Source organism: Streptomyces sp. NPDC051018 (genome assembly GCF_044456085.1).
Lineage (GTDB): Bacteria > Actinomycetota > Actinomycetes > Streptomycetales > Streptomycetaceae > Streptomyces.
This window is the reverse complement of sequence record NZ_JBITFN010000001.1, coordinates 856,396-871,420: the sequence shown is the minus strand read 5'-3', so window position 1 is coordinate 871,420 and position 15,025 is coordinate 856,396. Positions and strand designations below refer to the sequence as shown.

General features: G+C 71.9%; 12 protein-coding genes and 1 pseudogene. 5 read left to right on the top strand and 8 right to left on the bottom strand.

What is annotated here, in order from left to right; all coding sequences use genetic code 11:
• Nucleotides 1-60 precede the first annotated feature (60 nt).
• Complete coding sequence (locus tag ACIBCM_RS03545) at nucleotides 61-807, bottom strand: DsbA family oxidoreductase (RefSeq protein WP_399239655.1); 747 nt, start codon at nucleotides 805-807, stop codon at nucleotides 61-63.
• Nucleotides 808-968: 161 nt separating this feature from the next.
• Nucleotides 969-1,583, bottom strand: a complete 615-nt coding sequence (locus tag ACIBCM_RS03540) for a DUF1349 domain-containing protein (protein ID WP_399239653.1) — start codon at nucleotides 1,581-1,583, stop codon at nucleotides 969-971.
• A gap of 204 nt (nucleotides 1,584-1,787) precedes the next feature.
• On the opposite strand from ACIBCM_RS03540, the gene ACIBCM_RS03535 reads away from it, so the two are divergent.
• From ACIBCM_RS03535 to ACIBCM_RS03525, 3 genes are all read left to right on the top strand, one after another.
• Nucleotides 1,788-3,236, top strand: coding sequence for a peptidoglycan D,D-transpeptidase FtsI family protein (locus ACIBCM_RS03535; protein ID WP_399239651.1), 1,449 nt, complete (start codon nucleotides 1,788-1,790; stop codon nucleotides 3,234-3,236).
• A gap of 59 nt (nucleotides 3,237-3,295) precedes the next feature.
• Nucleotides 3,296-4,054 (top strand): TetR/AcrR family transcriptional regulator, encoded by a 759-nt coding sequence (locus ACIBCM_RS03530; protein WP_399239649.1) that lies wholly within the window; start codon nucleotides 3,296-3,298, stop codon nucleotides 4,052-4,054.
• Nucleotides 4,055-4,241: 187 nt separating this feature from the next.
• Nucleotides 4,242-5,504: a TerD family protein gene (locus ACIBCM_RS03525; protein ID WP_399239647.1), complete on the top strand. Its 1,263-nt coding sequence runs from the start codon at nucleotides 4,242-4,244 to the stop codon at nucleotides 5,502-5,504.
• 149 nt (nucleotides 5,505-5,653) lie between these two features.
• Here the strand turns inward: ACIBCM_RS03525 and ACIBCM_RS03520 are convergent, their stop codons facing one another.
• Entirely contained in the window at nucleotides 5,654-5,884 is a 231-nt protein-coding gene (locus ACIBCM_RS03520; RefSeq protein ID WP_399239645.1) for a hypothetical protein, read from the bottom strand.
• 528 nt (nucleotides 5,885-6,412) lie between these two features.
• Nucleotides 6,413-7,852, bottom strand: coding sequence for a hypothetical protein (locus tag ACIBCM_RS03515; RefSeq protein WP_399239643.1), 1,440 nt, complete (start codon nucleotides 7,850-7,852; stop codon nucleotides 6,413-6,415).
• Between the two features lie 533 nt (nucleotides 7,853-8,385).
• On the opposite strand from ACIBCM_RS03515, the gene ACIBCM_RS03510 reads away from it, so the two are divergent.
• A complete protein-coding gene (locus tag ACIBCM_RS03510) occupies nucleotides 8,386-10,254 on the top strand; it encodes an endonuclease/exonuclease/phosphatase family protein (RefSeq protein ID WP_399239641.1) in 1,869 nt (622 codons plus the stop codon).
• 231 nt (nucleotides 10,255-10,485) lie between these two features.
• Here the strand turns inward: ACIBCM_RS03510 and ACIBCM_RS03505 are convergent.
• Nucleotides 10,486-11,201, bottom strand: a pseudogene (locus tag ACIBCM_RS03505) (antibiotic biosynthesis monooxygenase).
• Nucleotides 11,202-11,370: 169 nt separating this feature from the next.
• Between ACIBCM_RS03505 and dapA the strand changes: the two are divergent.
• Nucleotides 11,371-12,270, top strand: a complete 900-nt coding sequence (dapA, locus tag ACIBCM_RS03500; protein ID WP_399239639.1) for a 4-hydroxy-tetrahydrodipicolinate synthase — start codon at nucleotides 11,371-11,373, stop codon at nucleotides 12,268-12,270.
• A gap of 492 nt (nucleotides 12,271-12,762) precedes the next feature.
• On the opposite strand, the gene dapD is transcribed toward dapA, so the two are convergent.
• The 3 genes from dapD to ACIBCM_RS03485 form a co-directional block, all read right to left on the bottom strand.
• On the bottom strand, nucleotides 12,763-13,752 hold the full coding sequence (gene dapD / locus ACIBCM_RS03495) for a 2,3,4,5-tetrahydropyridine-2,6-dicarboxylate N-succinyltransferase (RefSeq protein ID WP_399239637.1): 990 nt from the start codon (nucleotides 13,750-13,752) through the stop codon (nucleotides 12,763-12,765).
• Between the two features lie 297 nt (nucleotides 13,753-14,049).
• Nucleotides 14,050-14,589, bottom strand: coding sequence for a TetR/AcrR family transcriptional regulator (locus ACIBCM_RS03490; RefSeq protein WP_399239635.1), 540 nt, complete (start codon nucleotides 14,587-14,589; stop codon nucleotides 14,050-14,052).
• The gene (locus ACIBCM_RS03485; protein WP_399239633.1) at nucleotides 14,590-14,910 is read right to left on the bottom strand and encodes a DMT family transporter; all 321 of its coding nucleotides are present in this window, start codon (nucleotides 14,908-14,910) and stop codon (nucleotides 14,590-14,592) included. It abuts the gene before it with no gap.
• Nucleotides 14,911-15,025 lie beyond the last annotated feature (115 nt).

Below are 15,025 nucleotides of genomic sequence, written 5' to 3'. Positions count from 1 at the left end.
GAGGGGCCGCGCACCGCCGGTCAATCGCGCGTGGAGGCCGGGATCACCTTCCGGCCGGGATCACCGTACCGTTCCCGGGACCCCGCACGCGCCGTCCGTGTCGCACCCCTGCCCCTGAAGGGCGGAGTGGGCGGAGTCGCCCGGGCCGGCGGGACCGGCGGCCGGCTCGGTCTCACGTCCCTTCCACGCCTGTTCCAGGGCCTGGGTGAACAGTTCGGCGGGCTGGCCGCCGGAGACCCCGTAACGCCGGTCGAAGACGAAGAACGGCACTCCGCTCGCCCCCAGCTCCGACGCCTCGCGCTCATCGGCGCGCACCTCGTCCGCGTACGCGTCACCCGCGAGGACCCCGCGCGCCTCGGCCTCGTCCAGTCCCGCTTCCACGGCGATGGAGATCAGCACCTCGTCGTCGAAGACCGAGCGCGCGTCGGCGAAGTTGGTGCGGTAGGCGAGGTTCAGCAGCTCGTCCTGGCGGCCCCTGGCGCGGGCCAGATGCAGCAGCCGGTGGATGTCGAAGGTGCTGCCGTGGTCACGGCCCTCGGTGCGGTAGCCGAGGCCCTCGGCGCGCGCGTTGGAGGCGACGTGCTCCTCCATGGCCAGCGCCTGCTCGCGGGTACGCCCGTACTTCTGCGCCAGCATGTCGACGACGGACCCGGTGTCGCCCTTGGGGCGGTTCGGGTCGAGCTCGAAGGAGCGGTGAACCACCCGGACCCGGTCGCGGTGGGGGAACTCCGCGAGCCCCTTCTCGAAGCGTGCCTTCCCGATGTAGCACCAGGGGCAGGCGATATCGCTCCATATCTCGACGAGCATGCTGACTCTCTCCAAGGGGATCGCGGGGTTCCGGCGAAGCGGGGACGGAAATGTCTCGTCCGACCTGGTTTCAACGCACCCAGCCGACGGCTCATTCCCCCAAGGAGATCAAGATCCATTGCGCGTTTCAAGATCGACGAGGGCCCGTGATCACGCGGTGTTCAGGTTCCGTCGCGCAGCCCCTCGGGCCAGCTCGCCCGGTACTCGATCCCCTCGAAAGCGACCGCGCACCCCTCCCCCACCGGCGACTGCGCGAGAAAGCCGACCAGGGCGGCCCCGGCCTGCTCCTCCGTCCCCAGCGCGAAGAATCTGACGAAGGTCCACCGCTCGCCGTCCGCCGACGTGTGGAAGGCGAACGCCTTGCCGGTACGGCTGATCCGCAGCCAGATGCTGTCCCCGTCGACCTCGAAGGAGTTGGCGTCGTCGGAGTGGCCGCGGGTGACGACGGTGCAGACGGTGGGCCGGTCCGGGGAGAGCTCCAGACAGAGCTTGGCCCACTCGCGCTCGCCGACGTGCAGATAGAGTACGCCGGCGTCGAAGGCCGCGCCGAAGCCGACGGTGACGCGGGCGATGAGCTGGAAGTCCCCCTCGGGGGCGCCGAGCAGCCGTGGCGCGTCGGACGCGGGGTCCAGGGAGGCGCCGGACGGGGGCACGAAGCGGTCCTGACGGGCACCCGCCCGGCCGGTGAGGACACCGTCGGCGTATGTCCAGCCCGCCTCGGGGCCGTACGCACGCAGGGGGAAGGGGAGTTCGGGCAGTTCGATCGAGTCGTTCACCCGCACAGCTTGCTGGACCGTCCGGGTGTCCGTCCACCCGGCGCGGCAGCCCGAGCGGGTCACCGCGCGGCCCGGTCCGGCCGGTTCCCGGACGGGCCCCGGGCCGCCGGTACGGCCACGCGCCCGGATGCCCGCTGTGTGAGGAATCTCTGAGAAGGGCCCTGCCGGGAACCCGATGATCGGTGCCGTTCGTCCTACTGCGGGATGAACAAGACGATCAGACACGCCGCCGTCTTCTGTCTGCTGCTGGTGCTCGCCCTGCTGGTGCGGGCCACCTGGGTCCAGGCGTACGACGCCAAGGCGCTCGCGGACAACGACAAGAACCGGCGCCAGACCATCGACCAGTACGCGCAGCCGCTGGGCGACATCGTCGTGGCCGGCTCGCCCGTCACCGGGTCCGCCCCGACCACGGGCAGCGATCTCGCGTACAAGCGGACCTACACCGACGGCGCGCTGTACTCGGCGGTGACGGGCTACAGCTCCCAGGCGTATGGATCGACCCAGCTGGAGGGCATCTACAGCGAGGTCCTGGACGGCACGGACACCCGGCTCGCCCGCCCGGTCGACGCCCTCACCGGCAAGCAGCAGGCGCCCGGTGATGTGCTGACCACCATCGACCCCGCCGTCCAGAAGGCGGGGTACGAGGCCCTGGGTGACACCAAGGGCGCGGCCGTCGCCATGGACCCGGACACCGGCCGCGTCCTCGGACTGGTCAGCACCCCCTCCTACGACCCGTCGCTGATCGCCGGGACCGCGGACGGGGACACCTGGCGCAAGCTGCTGAACGACCCGGACAAGCCGATGGTCAACCGGGCGCTGCGGCAGCCGCTGGCCCCCGGTTCGACCTTCAAGCTGGTCGTGGCGGCGGCGGCGCTGGAGGACGGGCTCTACGACTCGGTGGACGAGAGGACCACCAGCCCCATGCCGTACGTCCTCCCGCACACGAACCGGGAACTGGAGAACGACATCGCCGACGCGCCCTGCGAGAACGCCTCCATCCGGACGGCTCTGCGCTACTCGTGCAACAACGTCTTCGGGAAGATGGCCGTCGATCTGGGGCAGGACAAGGTCCGTGCGATGGCGGAGAAGTTCGGCTTCAACGACAAGGAGCAGGACATCCCGGTACGGGCGTACCCCAGCGTCTACCCGACCGGGCTGGACGTGCCGCAGACGGCGCTGACGGGCATCGGCCAGTTCGATGTGACCGCCACCCCGCTCCAGATGGCCATGGTGTCGGCGGTGATCGCCGGTGACGGGGTCCTGAAGTCACCGCATCTGGTCTCCGAGGTGGTGGACTCCGAGGGGACCACCCTCGACTCGTACGACGGCGGCAAGGGCGAGCGGATCATCTCCGGCGAGACGGCCGGGCAGCTGCGCAGCGCGATGGTGACCGTGGTGGAGGAGGGCACCGGCACCAACGCGCGGGTGAGCGGAGCCGAGGTGGGCGGCAAGACCGGTACGGCCCAGCGCGGTGTGAACAACAGCAAGACGCCGTACGCGTGGTTCACGTCCTTCGCCGAGGATCCCGATTCCGGCAAGCAGGTCGCGGTGGCGGTGCTGATCGAGGACGCGGGCGGCCCCCGCTCGGAGGTCAGCGGCAACGGCCTGGCGGCGCCGGTGGCCCAGAAGATGATGGCGGCGGCGCTGAAGTAGGCCTCCGCGCCCGCCCGGACAGGGGGTGGTCGATTGGATGGAGCGTTCTATCCGGCCGAGTGGCAGGGAGCCGGCCGGGGCCCTCCTCCGCCGGAAGAACCCGGAGGAGAACCGGGTTCTCCGCCGAAAGAGCCCTGTTCGAGGGCGCGGCGGGCGGCGGGGACGGTCGCGGTGAACTGGAGCAGGGGGTCGTCGGCGGCGACGGCCATCGCCCGACCAGGCGCCCCCCGCACGCCTCGGCCGACGACCTCACCGCCAAGGCCCGCATCCGCAACGCCGCGCTCGAACTCCACGCCGCCAAGGGCGAGGCGAACACCACCGTGCGGGAGGTGGCGAAGGCCGCCGGCGTGACCCACGGGCTCGTGGTCCACCACTTCTCCAGCAAGGAGGGCCTGCGACGGTCGGTGCACGAGTACGTGCTCGACCGGCTGCGGGAGTCACTGGTGTCCGTGCCCGCCGAAGGCTCGACGGAGGACGTCCGCAAGGCGCGCGACGCGGTCGTGGCGCGCATGTTCGACGAGAACCCGGCGGTCTGGCGCTATATCCACCGGAGCATGCTGGACCCCGTGCAGCCGGACACCGAACTCCTCGCACTGGTGGCCGACTTCACCCTCGGCCAGGTCCGTGAACTGCGGGCCGCCGGCATCGGAACGAGTGCCGTGCCTGAATACACCCAGGCGATCGCGGTCATCGTGCGCGAACTCGCCCCGCGCCTGCTCGCCCCGGTCGTCGACCAGCTCTGGGCCCATCTGACCGGAGGGTCGGCGGAACCCGCCCCCGGGATCGAGGTGAGGGTCGGACCGTCGCCCTCCGGCTGACGGGGCCGGCGTCCGTCCCGGGCGGCGGAGCCGTCCGGGACGGACGCCGGGGAGCCGACGGCCACCGGTCGCGGGCAGGCCGTACCGGAGCCCGGCACGGCCTCACCGCCGCCGGCGGCCGGAATCAGGACTTCCGTTCACCTCGACGGTAAGGGAACGGCAAAGCGGCCTCGCTCGTTCTCCCGGCATGACAGCTATGACCCCCGGCTCGAACATCCCCCTTCCCGCCGCACGTGTCGCGGTGGACGTCGCCGCCCCGGTGCGGCTCGACGTTTCGGGCCTGCTGCTCACCGCCGACGGCAAGGTGCGCTCCGACGACGACTTCATCTTCTACAACCAGCCGGCCGGCCCCGGAGTCAGTTATCGCTCCGGCGGCGGGGCAGCGCCGGACGCGATCGTGGTGGACACCACCGCCGTCCCGCCCGGCATCGAGAAGATCGTCGTGACGGCGAGCCCGGACGCGGCGGGGCAGACCTTCCAGGGCATCGAGCCCACGGCCACGATCCGGAACGCGGACGACGGCAGCCCGCTCGCCACCTTCACCCCGCCTCGGCTCGGCTCGGAGACGGCTCTGGTGATCGTGGAGATCTATCTGCGCAACGGCGCCTGGAAGGCCCGCGCGGTCGGCCAGGGCTATGCGAACGGGCTGGCCGGAATCGCCACGGACTTCGGCGTCTCGGTGGAGGACGAGCCGGCCGCGGCCGCCCCGGCCGCCCCGGTCGCCCCGCCCGCGCCCGTGGCACCCGCGGCGCCGCCCGCCCCCGTGCCCCCGGCCGCCCCGATGCCTCCGGCTCCGCCCGTGGACCCGCGCCTCGCCGCCCCCGCGCCGCCCGCCGCTCCCCCGGCCCCGCCGGCGCCCGCCCCGCCCGCCGGGAAGATCAACCTGGACAAGGGCCGGGTCAGCCTCCAGAAGAACCAGACGGTTTCCCTGGTCAAGGGCGGTCGCCCGCTGCTGTCCCAGGTCAAGATGGGTCTGGGCTGGGAGCCCGCGTTCCGGGGCAAGGACATCGACCTCGACGCCTCCGTCATCGCCTACGGCCCCAGCCGCAACCACCTGGACAGCTGCTACTTCGGCAAGCTGAACATCCTGAACAACGCGATCAGGCACTCCGGCGACAATCTGACCGGCGAGGGCGCGGGCGACGACGAGGTGATCACCGTCGATCTGGGCCGGCTCCCCGCCGACGCGACCGGTCTGGTCTTCACGGTGAACTCGTTCTCGGGCCAGAAGTTCACCGAGGTCGCCAAGGCCTACTGCCGGCTCCTGGACGCGGCGACCGGCGAGGAGCTGGTCCGCTTCGATCTGACCGGCGCGGAGCCGCAGACCGGGGTGATGATGGCGAAGCTGATCCGGCAGTACTCGGGCGAGTGGGAGATGACCGCCATGGGCGACTTCGTGAAGTCCCGGACCGTCCGGGGCATGGTGAAGCCCGCCGCTCAGGCGCTCTGACCCGGGCGGGGTCCCGGGGGACCGCTCGTGGAAAAGCCATGGGGCCCGCCGTCACGGAGGTGACGGCGGGCCCCACAGCTCTGATCAGAGTGAGGGCGGTCCGGCCGCCGGGCCGGGCCGAAGCGGTCCTCGGTGACTCGATCAGGGCCTCAGAGCTTGGCCAGTTTGGCGTAGGGGCTGGGAATCCGCCCCTTGCGGCCGGCGAAGTCGACGAGGACGGCGATGTTGTCGCCCTCGACGGCGATGACTCGCCCCAGGCCGAACTGATCGTGCGAGACCCGGTCGCCCACCGTGTACTGCTCGATCGGAGGGTCTGCCGGGGCGTTGCGGTTGAAGGGACTGGACGGCAGGTGGCGCCGGGATCCGGCTGACTTGGTCATTGCCGCCAGTATGGTCCCTCCGGAGGCCTCAGGACAGCGATCCGATCCGACAGTGGTCAGATCGAAACAGGTTCAGAACACAAAAGCGATCAGCACACCGGTGGGACCGCCGGGGCGGCGGGGACTCCTCGGCCGGGGTTACGGCGCTCCCCCTGGGCCGGAGGCCCGGAAGGTGCCGAGTCCTGTTGTCGGACCACGCGCGTACGTACGCGGACGAGACCCGGACCTCCGCCGCGCGCCGCACCGCTCCGGACCTCACGGGCGGGGGCGGGCCCGTCCGGGAACGGCGTCACCGCACCGGGGGCCGCCGCGGGCGCGGCCCAGCGCCGGATGTCCGGGTCGGCCGGCGTCACGGGCCGGTTCCAGGAGCGGAACCGCCGGCAGGCCGCCTCCGAGAGACCGCCGGGAGTGGGCCGGCCCCGGGGAACCCCGGGGCCGGCACGGCATCACGCAGAAGACCGGCGGGCCCGGAACGGGTCCCGCCGGCGACGGGAGCGCTGCCCCCCGCCTGCGACGGACGCGCGGCCCCTACCGCGACCTCGCCCTGAACGCCGACTTCCGCGCCTCCTTGGCCACCCGCTTGTCCGGGTGGAGCCGCCCCATCGCCTCCAGCACATCCGCCGTCGCGGGATGGTCCACCCGCCACGCGACGTCGAAGAATCCGCTGTGCTGACCGGTCAGGCCCTCCACCAGCCCCTGGAGCTCCTCCAGCTCCCCGCCCGCGTCGAGCTGCGCGGCGATCGTATCGATGGAGAGCCAGAAGATCATCGACTCGGACGGCGGCGGCACATCGGCCGCTCCCCGCTCCGCGAGCCAGACCCGCGCGAGCCCTCCCAGTTCGGGGTCGCCGAGGACCGCGCGGACGGCCGGCTCGGCCTGGGGGCCGACGAGGCTCAGCGCCTGCTGGCACCGCAGCCTCCGCAGCGGCCCGCCCTCGTCCGCGCCGCGCGCCGCCGACAGCAGCTCCCGAGCCGCGGCCTCGGGCTCGTGCCGGGCCAGCCACTGCTCGGTCTCCGCACGCCCCGCGGACTCGGGGTAGCGGGCGAGCCCGTCGAGCAGCGCGTCCGCGCCCTTGCCCGCCAGCTCCCCCACCGCCGGGGCGTCGAGCCCGGCGTCCAGCATCCGCGCCCGGATGCCGTAGAGCCCGAGCGGGGTCAGCTTCACCAACCCGTACCGGGACACGTCCTCGTCCTCGACGGCCACCGCGGGGTCGTCGTCCGCCTCCGCCATCAGTGCCTCGTCCACCGGCTGGTACTCGACGAGACCGGTCTGCTCCAGCAGCCGGAACTGGTCGTCGAGCCGGACCATCGCCACCGAGACCTGCTCCAGGACGTCGTCGGTGGGCTCCCCCATGTCGTCGGGAACGATCATGGAAGCGGCGAGCGCGGGCAGCGGAACCGGTTCCTCGCCGGAGCCGCCCTCCGTCACGGTCAGGAGGTACAGATTGCCGAGGACGCCGTCGAGGAAGTCGGCCTCTCCCTCGGGGTCCCAGTCCAGCATGGCGTAGTCGATCTCGCCGTCGTCGCCGATCGCGTCCGAGAGATCGTCGAGGAGGGGCGCGATGGCGTCGGCGTGCGCCGCGTCCAGCGTCTCCAGCCAGATGGCGAGGACGTCCTGGGGGCCGCCGGAGACGAGGAGGCCGAGGCTTTCGCCCGGAGCGGCCGTACCGTGCTCGTCGGTGTCGCGCTCGGGGTCCTCGATCACCACGAGACCCGCGTCGACCGCGGCCCGCCACGCCTCGCTCGCGTACGCCTGCCCCTCGTCGTCGTCCTTGAGGCCGAGCGCCACCGCCGCGGCGGGCAGCTGCTCGTCGGCCAGTTCGCCGCCCGCGCCCACCCGGGTGTCCGGTCCGGCCCAGCGGGCGAGCCCGGCGGCCCTGCTCAGCAGGGGTGTGGCGAGCGCGTCCCGCGCCAGCTCCGCGTCGGAGTTCAGCCGCACGGGCGGCAGGGTGGGACGGTCCTGGGACATCTGAACGCTTCTCCTCGGGGGTATGGATTCCGGGCGTGGCCCCGGGGCGACTCCCCAGCGTAGACGCATTTCACCGGGTTTCGCCGCGCGCAGGTGGTTCTTGGTCATGTGGCCGGATGCCCACCCCACCCGTGCCGTACCGGGTTCGCACCCTATTTTGCGCCCGATATGCGCCGGACGCCCCGCCTCCCGCGCCCGGACCTCCGAGGCTTCACCGGCCCGCCCGCGTCCGTACATCTGTCGACTCTTGACAACTCCCCTGCCCAGCCAAGAGATTGACGCGCGTAGAACATTGCTCTCGCCATACGACCCGCACGGCCAGCACCACAACACGGCACCCCACCCCGCGCACCCACGCGTGCCGCACCTCGCTACTCGCGGCGCACGTCACCGCACCCTGCGCATCGCACCACCACGGCACCATCCGTACGGCCACCGCGCCACCCGCACCGCCACCGCCACCGCCGCACCGCCCGCACCACCACCGCCGTACGGCCCCGACCGCGTCCCGAACCCTCGAACACGGAGTTGTGATGCCTTCCTCCGCCATACCGAGCGCCATTCCGAGAGCCGCCGCCGTCGCGGCCGTCGTCGCCTCCGCACTGGCCGCGGGCCTCCTCGCCGGCCCCTCCGGCGCGTCCGCGAGGACGGCGGACGCCGGCTCCGGGGTCCGTGTCCACGACATCCAGGGCACGACGAGGATCTCGCCCCTGGCCGGGCAGCCCGTCACGGACGTCCCCGGGATCGTCACGGGCGTACGGACCTACGGTTCGTCGAGGGGCTTCTGGATCCAGGACCCGGACGGCGACGGCGACCCGGCCACCAGCGAGGGCGTCTTCGTCTTCACCGGCCCCGGCTCCACACCGCCGGTGAAGGCGGGCGACGACGTGCTGGTCTCGGGCACGGTGGCGGAGTTCGTGCCGGGCGGCGCCTCCTCGGGCAACCAGTCGCTCACCCAGATCTCCCGGCCGGCGGTCACGGTGCTCACCTCTGGGAACCCGCTGCCCGCGCCGGTCACCGTCTCCGCCCGGTCGGTCCCGTCGGTGTACGCCCCCGCCGGTGATCCCGCCGCCGGCGGCAGCATCAACGCGCTGCCGCTGAACCCCCGTAAATACGCCCTGGACTACTACGAGTCCCTGGAGGGGACCAACGTCCGCGTCGGCACCTCCCGTGTCGTCGGCGCGACGGACCCCTTCTCCGAACTGTGGGTGACGGTCAAGCCGTTCGAGAACCCGAGCGCCCGCGGCGGCAGTCTGTACGGCTCCTACGCCTCGCAGAACACGGGACGTCTCCAGATCCAGTCACTGGTGCCGCTCGCCGAGCAGCCGTTCCCGAAGGCGAACGTCGGTGATGTGCTGCGGGGCCGGACCGAAGGCCCCCTGGACTTCAACCAGTTCGGCGGCTACACGCTGACCGCGCGGACCCTCGGCACGGTCGTGGACCGCGGCCTGGTCCAGGAGCGGACCCGGCCTCAGAGCCGCGGTGAGCTGGCCGTGGCCACGTACAACGTGGAGAATCTGGACCCGTCCGACCCCCAGGAGAAGTTCGACGCACTCGGCAGGGCCGTGGTGGAGAATCTGTCGTCGCCCGACATCGTCGCACTGGAGGAGATCCAGGACAACTCGGGTGCGCGCAGTGATGGCACGGTGGCCGCGGACCGGACGGTCAAGAGGTTCACGGACGCGATCGTCGCGGCGGGCGGCCCCGCGTACGACTGGCGCGGTGTGGACCCGGAGAACAACCGGGACGGCGGCGAGCCCGGCGGCAACATCCGCCAGATCTTCCTCTTCAACCCGGAGCGGGTGTCCTTCACCGACCGGCCGGGCGGTGACGCGACGACCCCGACCGGTGTCGTGCGGGAGCGGGGCAGGGCGGCCCTGACGCTGTCCCCGGGGCGGATCGACCCGGGGAACACCGCGTGGGAGTCCAGCCGCAAGCCGCTGGCGGGCCAGTTCACCTTCCGCGGCCGTACGGTCTTCGTGATCGCCAACCACTTCGGCTCGAAGGGCGGCGACGAGGCCCTCACCTCGCACCACCAGCCCCCGAACCGTTCCTCCGAGGTCAAGCGCCTTCAGCAGGCGCGGCTGGTGAACGCCTTCGTCAAGGACGTCCTCAAGGCCGACCGGCGCGCGGACGTCCTGGTCGTGGGCGACATCAACGACTTCGAGTTCTCGGCGACGACCGAGGCGCTCACGGAGGGCGGCGCGCTCCGGGCGGCGATCACCTCCCTCCCGCGCCGGGAGCGGTACTCGTACGTCTACCAGGGCAACAGCCAGGTCCTGGACCAGATCCTGACCAGCCCGTCCATCGACGACTTCGACTACGACAGCGTGCACATCAACGCGGAGTTCGCGGAGCAGAACAGCGACCACGACCCGCAGGTGCTGCGCTTCCGCCCCTAGTGCTGTGACCGGAGAGGTTCACCGGCCCGAGACGCCCTGCACGGCTCCCCCTGGACCCGGCGGCCCGGAGGTACCCCCAGCCGCGTTGCCGGACCGCGCGAGTACGGCGAGTACGAGCTGCGGACCTCCGCCCTGCGCTGCACCGCACCGCACGCCGCGGACCCACGGCAAACCTTTCCACCCACAGCACCAGCGGGCTTCCGCACCGAGCAACTCTCCCTCGTCCCCCCGCTACACGCCCGGAGCAAGGCTCAGTCCGGGCGTGTAGCGGTCCACACGGCTGCCGGTCATTCCCGGGTACGACCGCACCTTCCGCCATTCGTCCCCGAGGGCATCTCCCCCTTCGCCGGCCGCGGACAGCGAGGCCCGGTGGCTGTCCGCGCTCACCCACTCCGCGTAGTTGAGGACGCGCGTCCCCTCGGTGTTGATGTGAAGGTACGCGGAGATCCCTTCGGGGGCCGGGCCGTCGCCGCTCTCCAGCGCGGCGAAGACGGAGTCCACCCAGGCGCGCCGGCTCTCGCCGTCCGGTCCGTCGAACCGGACGTCCACGATGACCACACAGCCGGGGACGCGCCGGTCACCGGGGGCGGCCCCGGACCGGTGGAGCCGGTACGAGTCCAGCCCGAGGCGCACGATTCCGGGCACGGCGGCATCGATCTCGGCGTTGCGCTCGTCCCGGTGGGAGCGGAAGAACTCCTGGTAGCGTCCTCGCTCGCCCACTGGCTGTAGTGCAGCAGCGTCCGGCCGTCCTCGCCCCTGTGGACGGTGTACGAGAGCAGACCGCTGTCCGGCCAGTATCTGCTCAGCCAGACGTCGGCGATGGCGTCGAGGGTCGCGCGCTGCCGTTCGGGGGTGCCGACGTCCCAGGTGGACACCTTGACGACGCCGACTCCCGGACGGCCGAGGTCGGGCCGGGCGCCGGGCTGGACGGCGACGTTCACGGGCATGGCGGCATCCCTTCGATCCGGTGCGCCCCTGAGGCGGACCGCTGATCATCATCGTGATACGTCAAGCGCGGTTGAGGTCAACAGCCGATCAACCCATCAGCAATGCTTATGACTCATCCCAAGAAGATCTAAGTGGACCTTGACGAATGCGAGGGAGCAGACTGCCGGTATGACCCCCTCACGCCCCTTCGGCCGCGTGCTCTGCGCGATGGTCACCCCCTTCACCGCCACCGGCGAACTGGATCTGGAGAAGGCCGCGAGCCATGCCTCCGGGCTGATCACGGAAGGCTGCGAGGGGCTGGTTCTCAGCGGCACCACCGGCGAGTCCCCGACAACGTCCGACGCGGAGAAGTCGGCGCTGGTACGGGCCGTACGCGAGGTGGTCGGCCACGGGGTGCCGGTCGTGGCGGGCGTCGGCACGGCGGACACGCGCCACACCGCCGAACTGGCCCGCGCGGCCGAACGGGCGGGCGCGGACGGGCTGCTGGTCGTCGCCCCGTACTACAGCAGACCGCCGCAGCCGGCCGTCGAGGCGCACTTCCGTGCGGTCGCCGACGCGGTCGGGATCCCGCTGATGCTGTACGACATCCCGGGCCGCACGGGCACCCGGATCGAGCCCGACACCCTGCTGCGGCTGGCGGACCACCCCCGGATCGTCGCGGTCAAGGACTGCGCGTACGACCTGCTGGGCTCGACCAAGGTCATGGCGCGCACCTCGCTCGCGTACTACTCCGGCTGCGAGGAACTCAACCTTCCGCTCTATGCGGTGGGCGGCGCGGGCTGTGTCAGTACGGTCGCGAATGTCGCGCCCCGTGCGGTGCGGGCGGTCCTCGACGCGTTCGACGACGGCGACACGGCCGGCGCCGCCCACCTCAACCAGCGCCTGATCCACCTCACGGAGCTGATGATGTCCTCGGGCCTCCCCGGCACGGTCACCGCCAAGGCCCTCCTGAACACGGGCCCGGTCCGCCCACCTCTCCAGCCCGCCCCCGCTTCCGCCCTCCCCCTCCTCCAGTCGGCCCACGCAACCCTCACCGCGGCCCAGCTTCCTGGAGGGCTGCCGCCATAGAACACCGAGACGGGGGCAATAACCCAGCCCCTCCAGCACCCGAGCCGGGGGCACGATCCAGCCCCGCCGACACTCGAAACAGGGTCACAATCCCAGCCCCTCCAGCACCCGAGACCGGGGGCACACAACCAGCCCCGCCGGCGTTTGAGGCGCCGGGCCCGGGGCGGAGCCCCGGAACGAACACGGTTCACCACGAGACCGAGGGAGCCACAAACCAACCCCGCCCCACCAACACCCGGAACGGGAGCCACAAACCAACCCCGCCCACACCCGGAACCGGGGCACAACCTCAGCTCCCCACCGGCACCCGAGACCGGGGCACGATCCAGCCCCGCCGGCGATTGAGGCGCCGGGCCCGGGGCGGAGCCCCGGCAAGAGCGCGACACACCCCGAAACCGGGGGCACACAACCAGCCCCGCCGGCGTTTGAGGCGCGGGGCCCCGGGGCGGCCCCCCGGTGAACAAGAACCCGCGCCCCACCCCCGCCAACCACCTAATTGTGGCTGTGGAGAACCTCGTTCAACCCACCCCACACCGCATTGTTCGGCCGCGCCTCCACCGCACCCGTCACCGAGTTCCGCCGGAACAGGATGTTGCTCGCGCCGGACAGCTCCCGCGCCTTGACGATCTCACCGTCGGGCATCGTGATCCGTGTGCCCGCCGTGACATACAGCCCCGCCTCGACCACACACTCGTCGCCGAGCGCGATCCCCACCCCCGACTCGGCCCCCACCAGACAGCGCTCGCCGATGGAGATGATGACATTCCCGCCACCGGACAGGGTGCCCATCGTGGACGCGCCGCCGCCGATGTCGGAGCCGTTGCCCACGACGACTCCCGCGGAGATACGGCCCTCCACCATGGAGGTGCCGAGCGTGCCCGCGTTGAAGTTGACGAAGCCCTCGTGCATCACGGTGGTGCCCTCGGCGAGATGCGCGCCGAGGCGGACCCGGTCCGCGTCGGCGATGCGTACGCCCTTGGGCACGACGTAGTCCGTCATCCGCGGGAACTTGTCGATGCTCGTCACCTGGAGGTGCAGCCCCTCGGCCCGCGCGTTGAGGCGGACCGTCTCGATGTCGTCGACGGCGACCGGCCCGAGCGAGGTCCAGGCCACATTGGCGAGGAGCCCGAACAGCCCGTCGAGGCTCTGGCCGTGCGGCTTGACCAGCCGGTGGGAGAGCAGATGGAGGCGCAGATACGCGTCGTGCGCGTCGAGCGGCTTCTCGTCGAGCGAGGAGATGACCGTACGGACGGCGACGACCTCGACCCCCCGGCGGGCGTCGGGTCCGATCGCCCTCGCGGCCCCCTCGCCGAGCAGCGCGACGGCACGCTCGGCATCGAGTCGCTCGGTCCCGGACGGTCCGGGCTCGGCGACGAGTTCGGGGGCGGGGAACCAGGTGTCGAGGACGGCACCGGCGGCGGTGAGGGTGGCAAGCCCGGCGGCGACGGCGCCGGTGGTACGGGGAGCGGTGGTATCGGTCATGAGGAGAACCTAACCGCCGACGCGCTCCCCGGGCGAACCCATCTCACACCCCGGGTCGGGCCCGGCCGCACGGAGGACACCGTCGTCAGCGCGCACCCCCCGTAGCACTCCCGTCGCCCCCCGTCGCCTGTGCCGCAAAGCCGCCGGCCGGTGCTGCGCGGCCGGCCCACGCACCACGAACCCGGGCCCACGCACCACGACCCCGGAGCCACCCGCCACGGACCCGGCGCCCCGCCCCCGCAAGCGTTCCATTGCCTCCACCCGCTCATCGACCCCGCCGCCCGGGACCGGGCCGCCTCAGCCCAGAATCCTCGCCAGCATCTCCCGCGCGTACTCCCCGTCGTACGCCGCGTCGGTCAGCAGCACCTGGAGGCAGATCCCGTCCATCATGGCCACCAGGGCCCGCGCGGTCGCCGGATCGGTGAGAGGGGCGAGCGCCTCCACGACGCCCTCGGTCCACTCCGCGGCGACCGGCCGCAGCGCGGGCCTGCGCAGGGCGGCCAGATACAGCTCGTACTCCAGCTCGGCGGAGGCGCGCCGGTCGCCCGCCAGCCAGGTCTCCATCAACCGGGCGAGTTCCGCGGCGAGATCGACCTCCGGGTCGCCGAGCACGGGGTTCTCGCGGACCGCAATGGCGAAGCACTCGTTCGTCTGCCGGAGCGCGGCGACCAGCAGTTCGTCGAGGGTGGCGAAGTGATAGGTCGTGGAGCCGAGCGGCACATCCGCCTCGGCCGCGACGGTGCGATGACTCAGCCCGGCGATCCCGGCGCGCCCGACGACCCGGATGGCCGCGTCGATGATGCGCTGACGCCGCTCGGGGTCGTAGCGGCGGGCCATTCAGTGGGCTCCGCCCGTGTTGAGCACCACCACTCCGGCGATCACCAGGGCTATCCCGGTGAATTTGGCCAGACTGGCGGTCTCCCCGAGGAAGAGCATCCCGATCGCCGCCACCGCGGCGGTGCCGACGCCCGCCCAGATGGCGTAGGCGGTGCCCACCGACAGGGTCTTGAGGGTCTGCGCGAGGAGCGAGAAGGCGATCAGATAGCCCGCGACCGTGAACAGCGAGGGCCAGAGCTTGGTGAAGCCCGCGCTGTACTTCATGGCGGTGGTCGCCGCCACCTCGGCCGCGATCGCTCCGGCCAGCAGTCCGTATCCCATGCGTACGACTGTACACAACGATGTGTACGGAAGTACACACCAGCTGGGAGGGGTGACACGGGGCCGTAAATGCGCTACCGCTACGGTGTCCGATCGGGCACAGTACGGTTTCCCG

Coding starts and splice junctions, on each gene's coding strand:
- ACIBCM_RS03545 (WP_399239655.1), bottom strand. CDS start 807: ATGCTCGTCGAGATATGGAGCGATATCGCCTGCCCCTGGTGCTACATC.
- ACIBCM_RS03535 (WP_399239651.1), top strand. CDS start 1,788: ATGAACAAGACGATCAGACACGCCGCCGTCTTCTGTCTGCTGCTGGTG.
- ACIBCM_RS03525 (WP_399239647.1), top strand. CDS start 4,242: ATGACAGCTATGACCCCCGGCTCGAACATCCCCCTTCCCGCCGCACGT.
- ACIBCM_RS03520 (WP_399239645.1), bottom strand. CDS start 5,884: ATGACCAAGTCAGCCGGATCCCGGCGCCACCTGCCGTCCAGTCCCTTC.
- ACIBCM_RS03515 (WP_399239643.1), bottom strand. CDS start 7,852: ATGTCCCAGGACCGTCCCACCCTGCCGCCCGTGCGGCTGAACTCCGAC.
- ACIBCM_RS03510 (WP_399239641.1), top strand. CDS start 8,386: ATGCCTTCCTCCGCCATACCGAGCGCCATTCCGAGAGCCGCCGCCGTC.
- dapA (WP_399239639.1), top strand. CDS start 11,371: ATGACCCCCTCACGCCCCTTCGGCCGCGTGCTCTGCGCGATGGTCACC.
- dapD (WP_399239637.1), bottom strand. CDS start 13,752: ATGACCGATACCACCGCTCCCCGTACCACCGGCGCCGTCGCCGCCGGG.
- ACIBCM_RS03490 (WP_399239635.1), bottom strand. CDS start 14,589: ATGGCCCGCCGCTACGACCCCGAGCGGCGTCAGCGCATCATCGACGCG.
- ACIBCM_RS03485 (WP_399239633.1), bottom strand. CDS start 14,910: ATGGGATACGGACTGCTGGCCGGAGCGATCGCGGCCGAGGTGGCGGCG.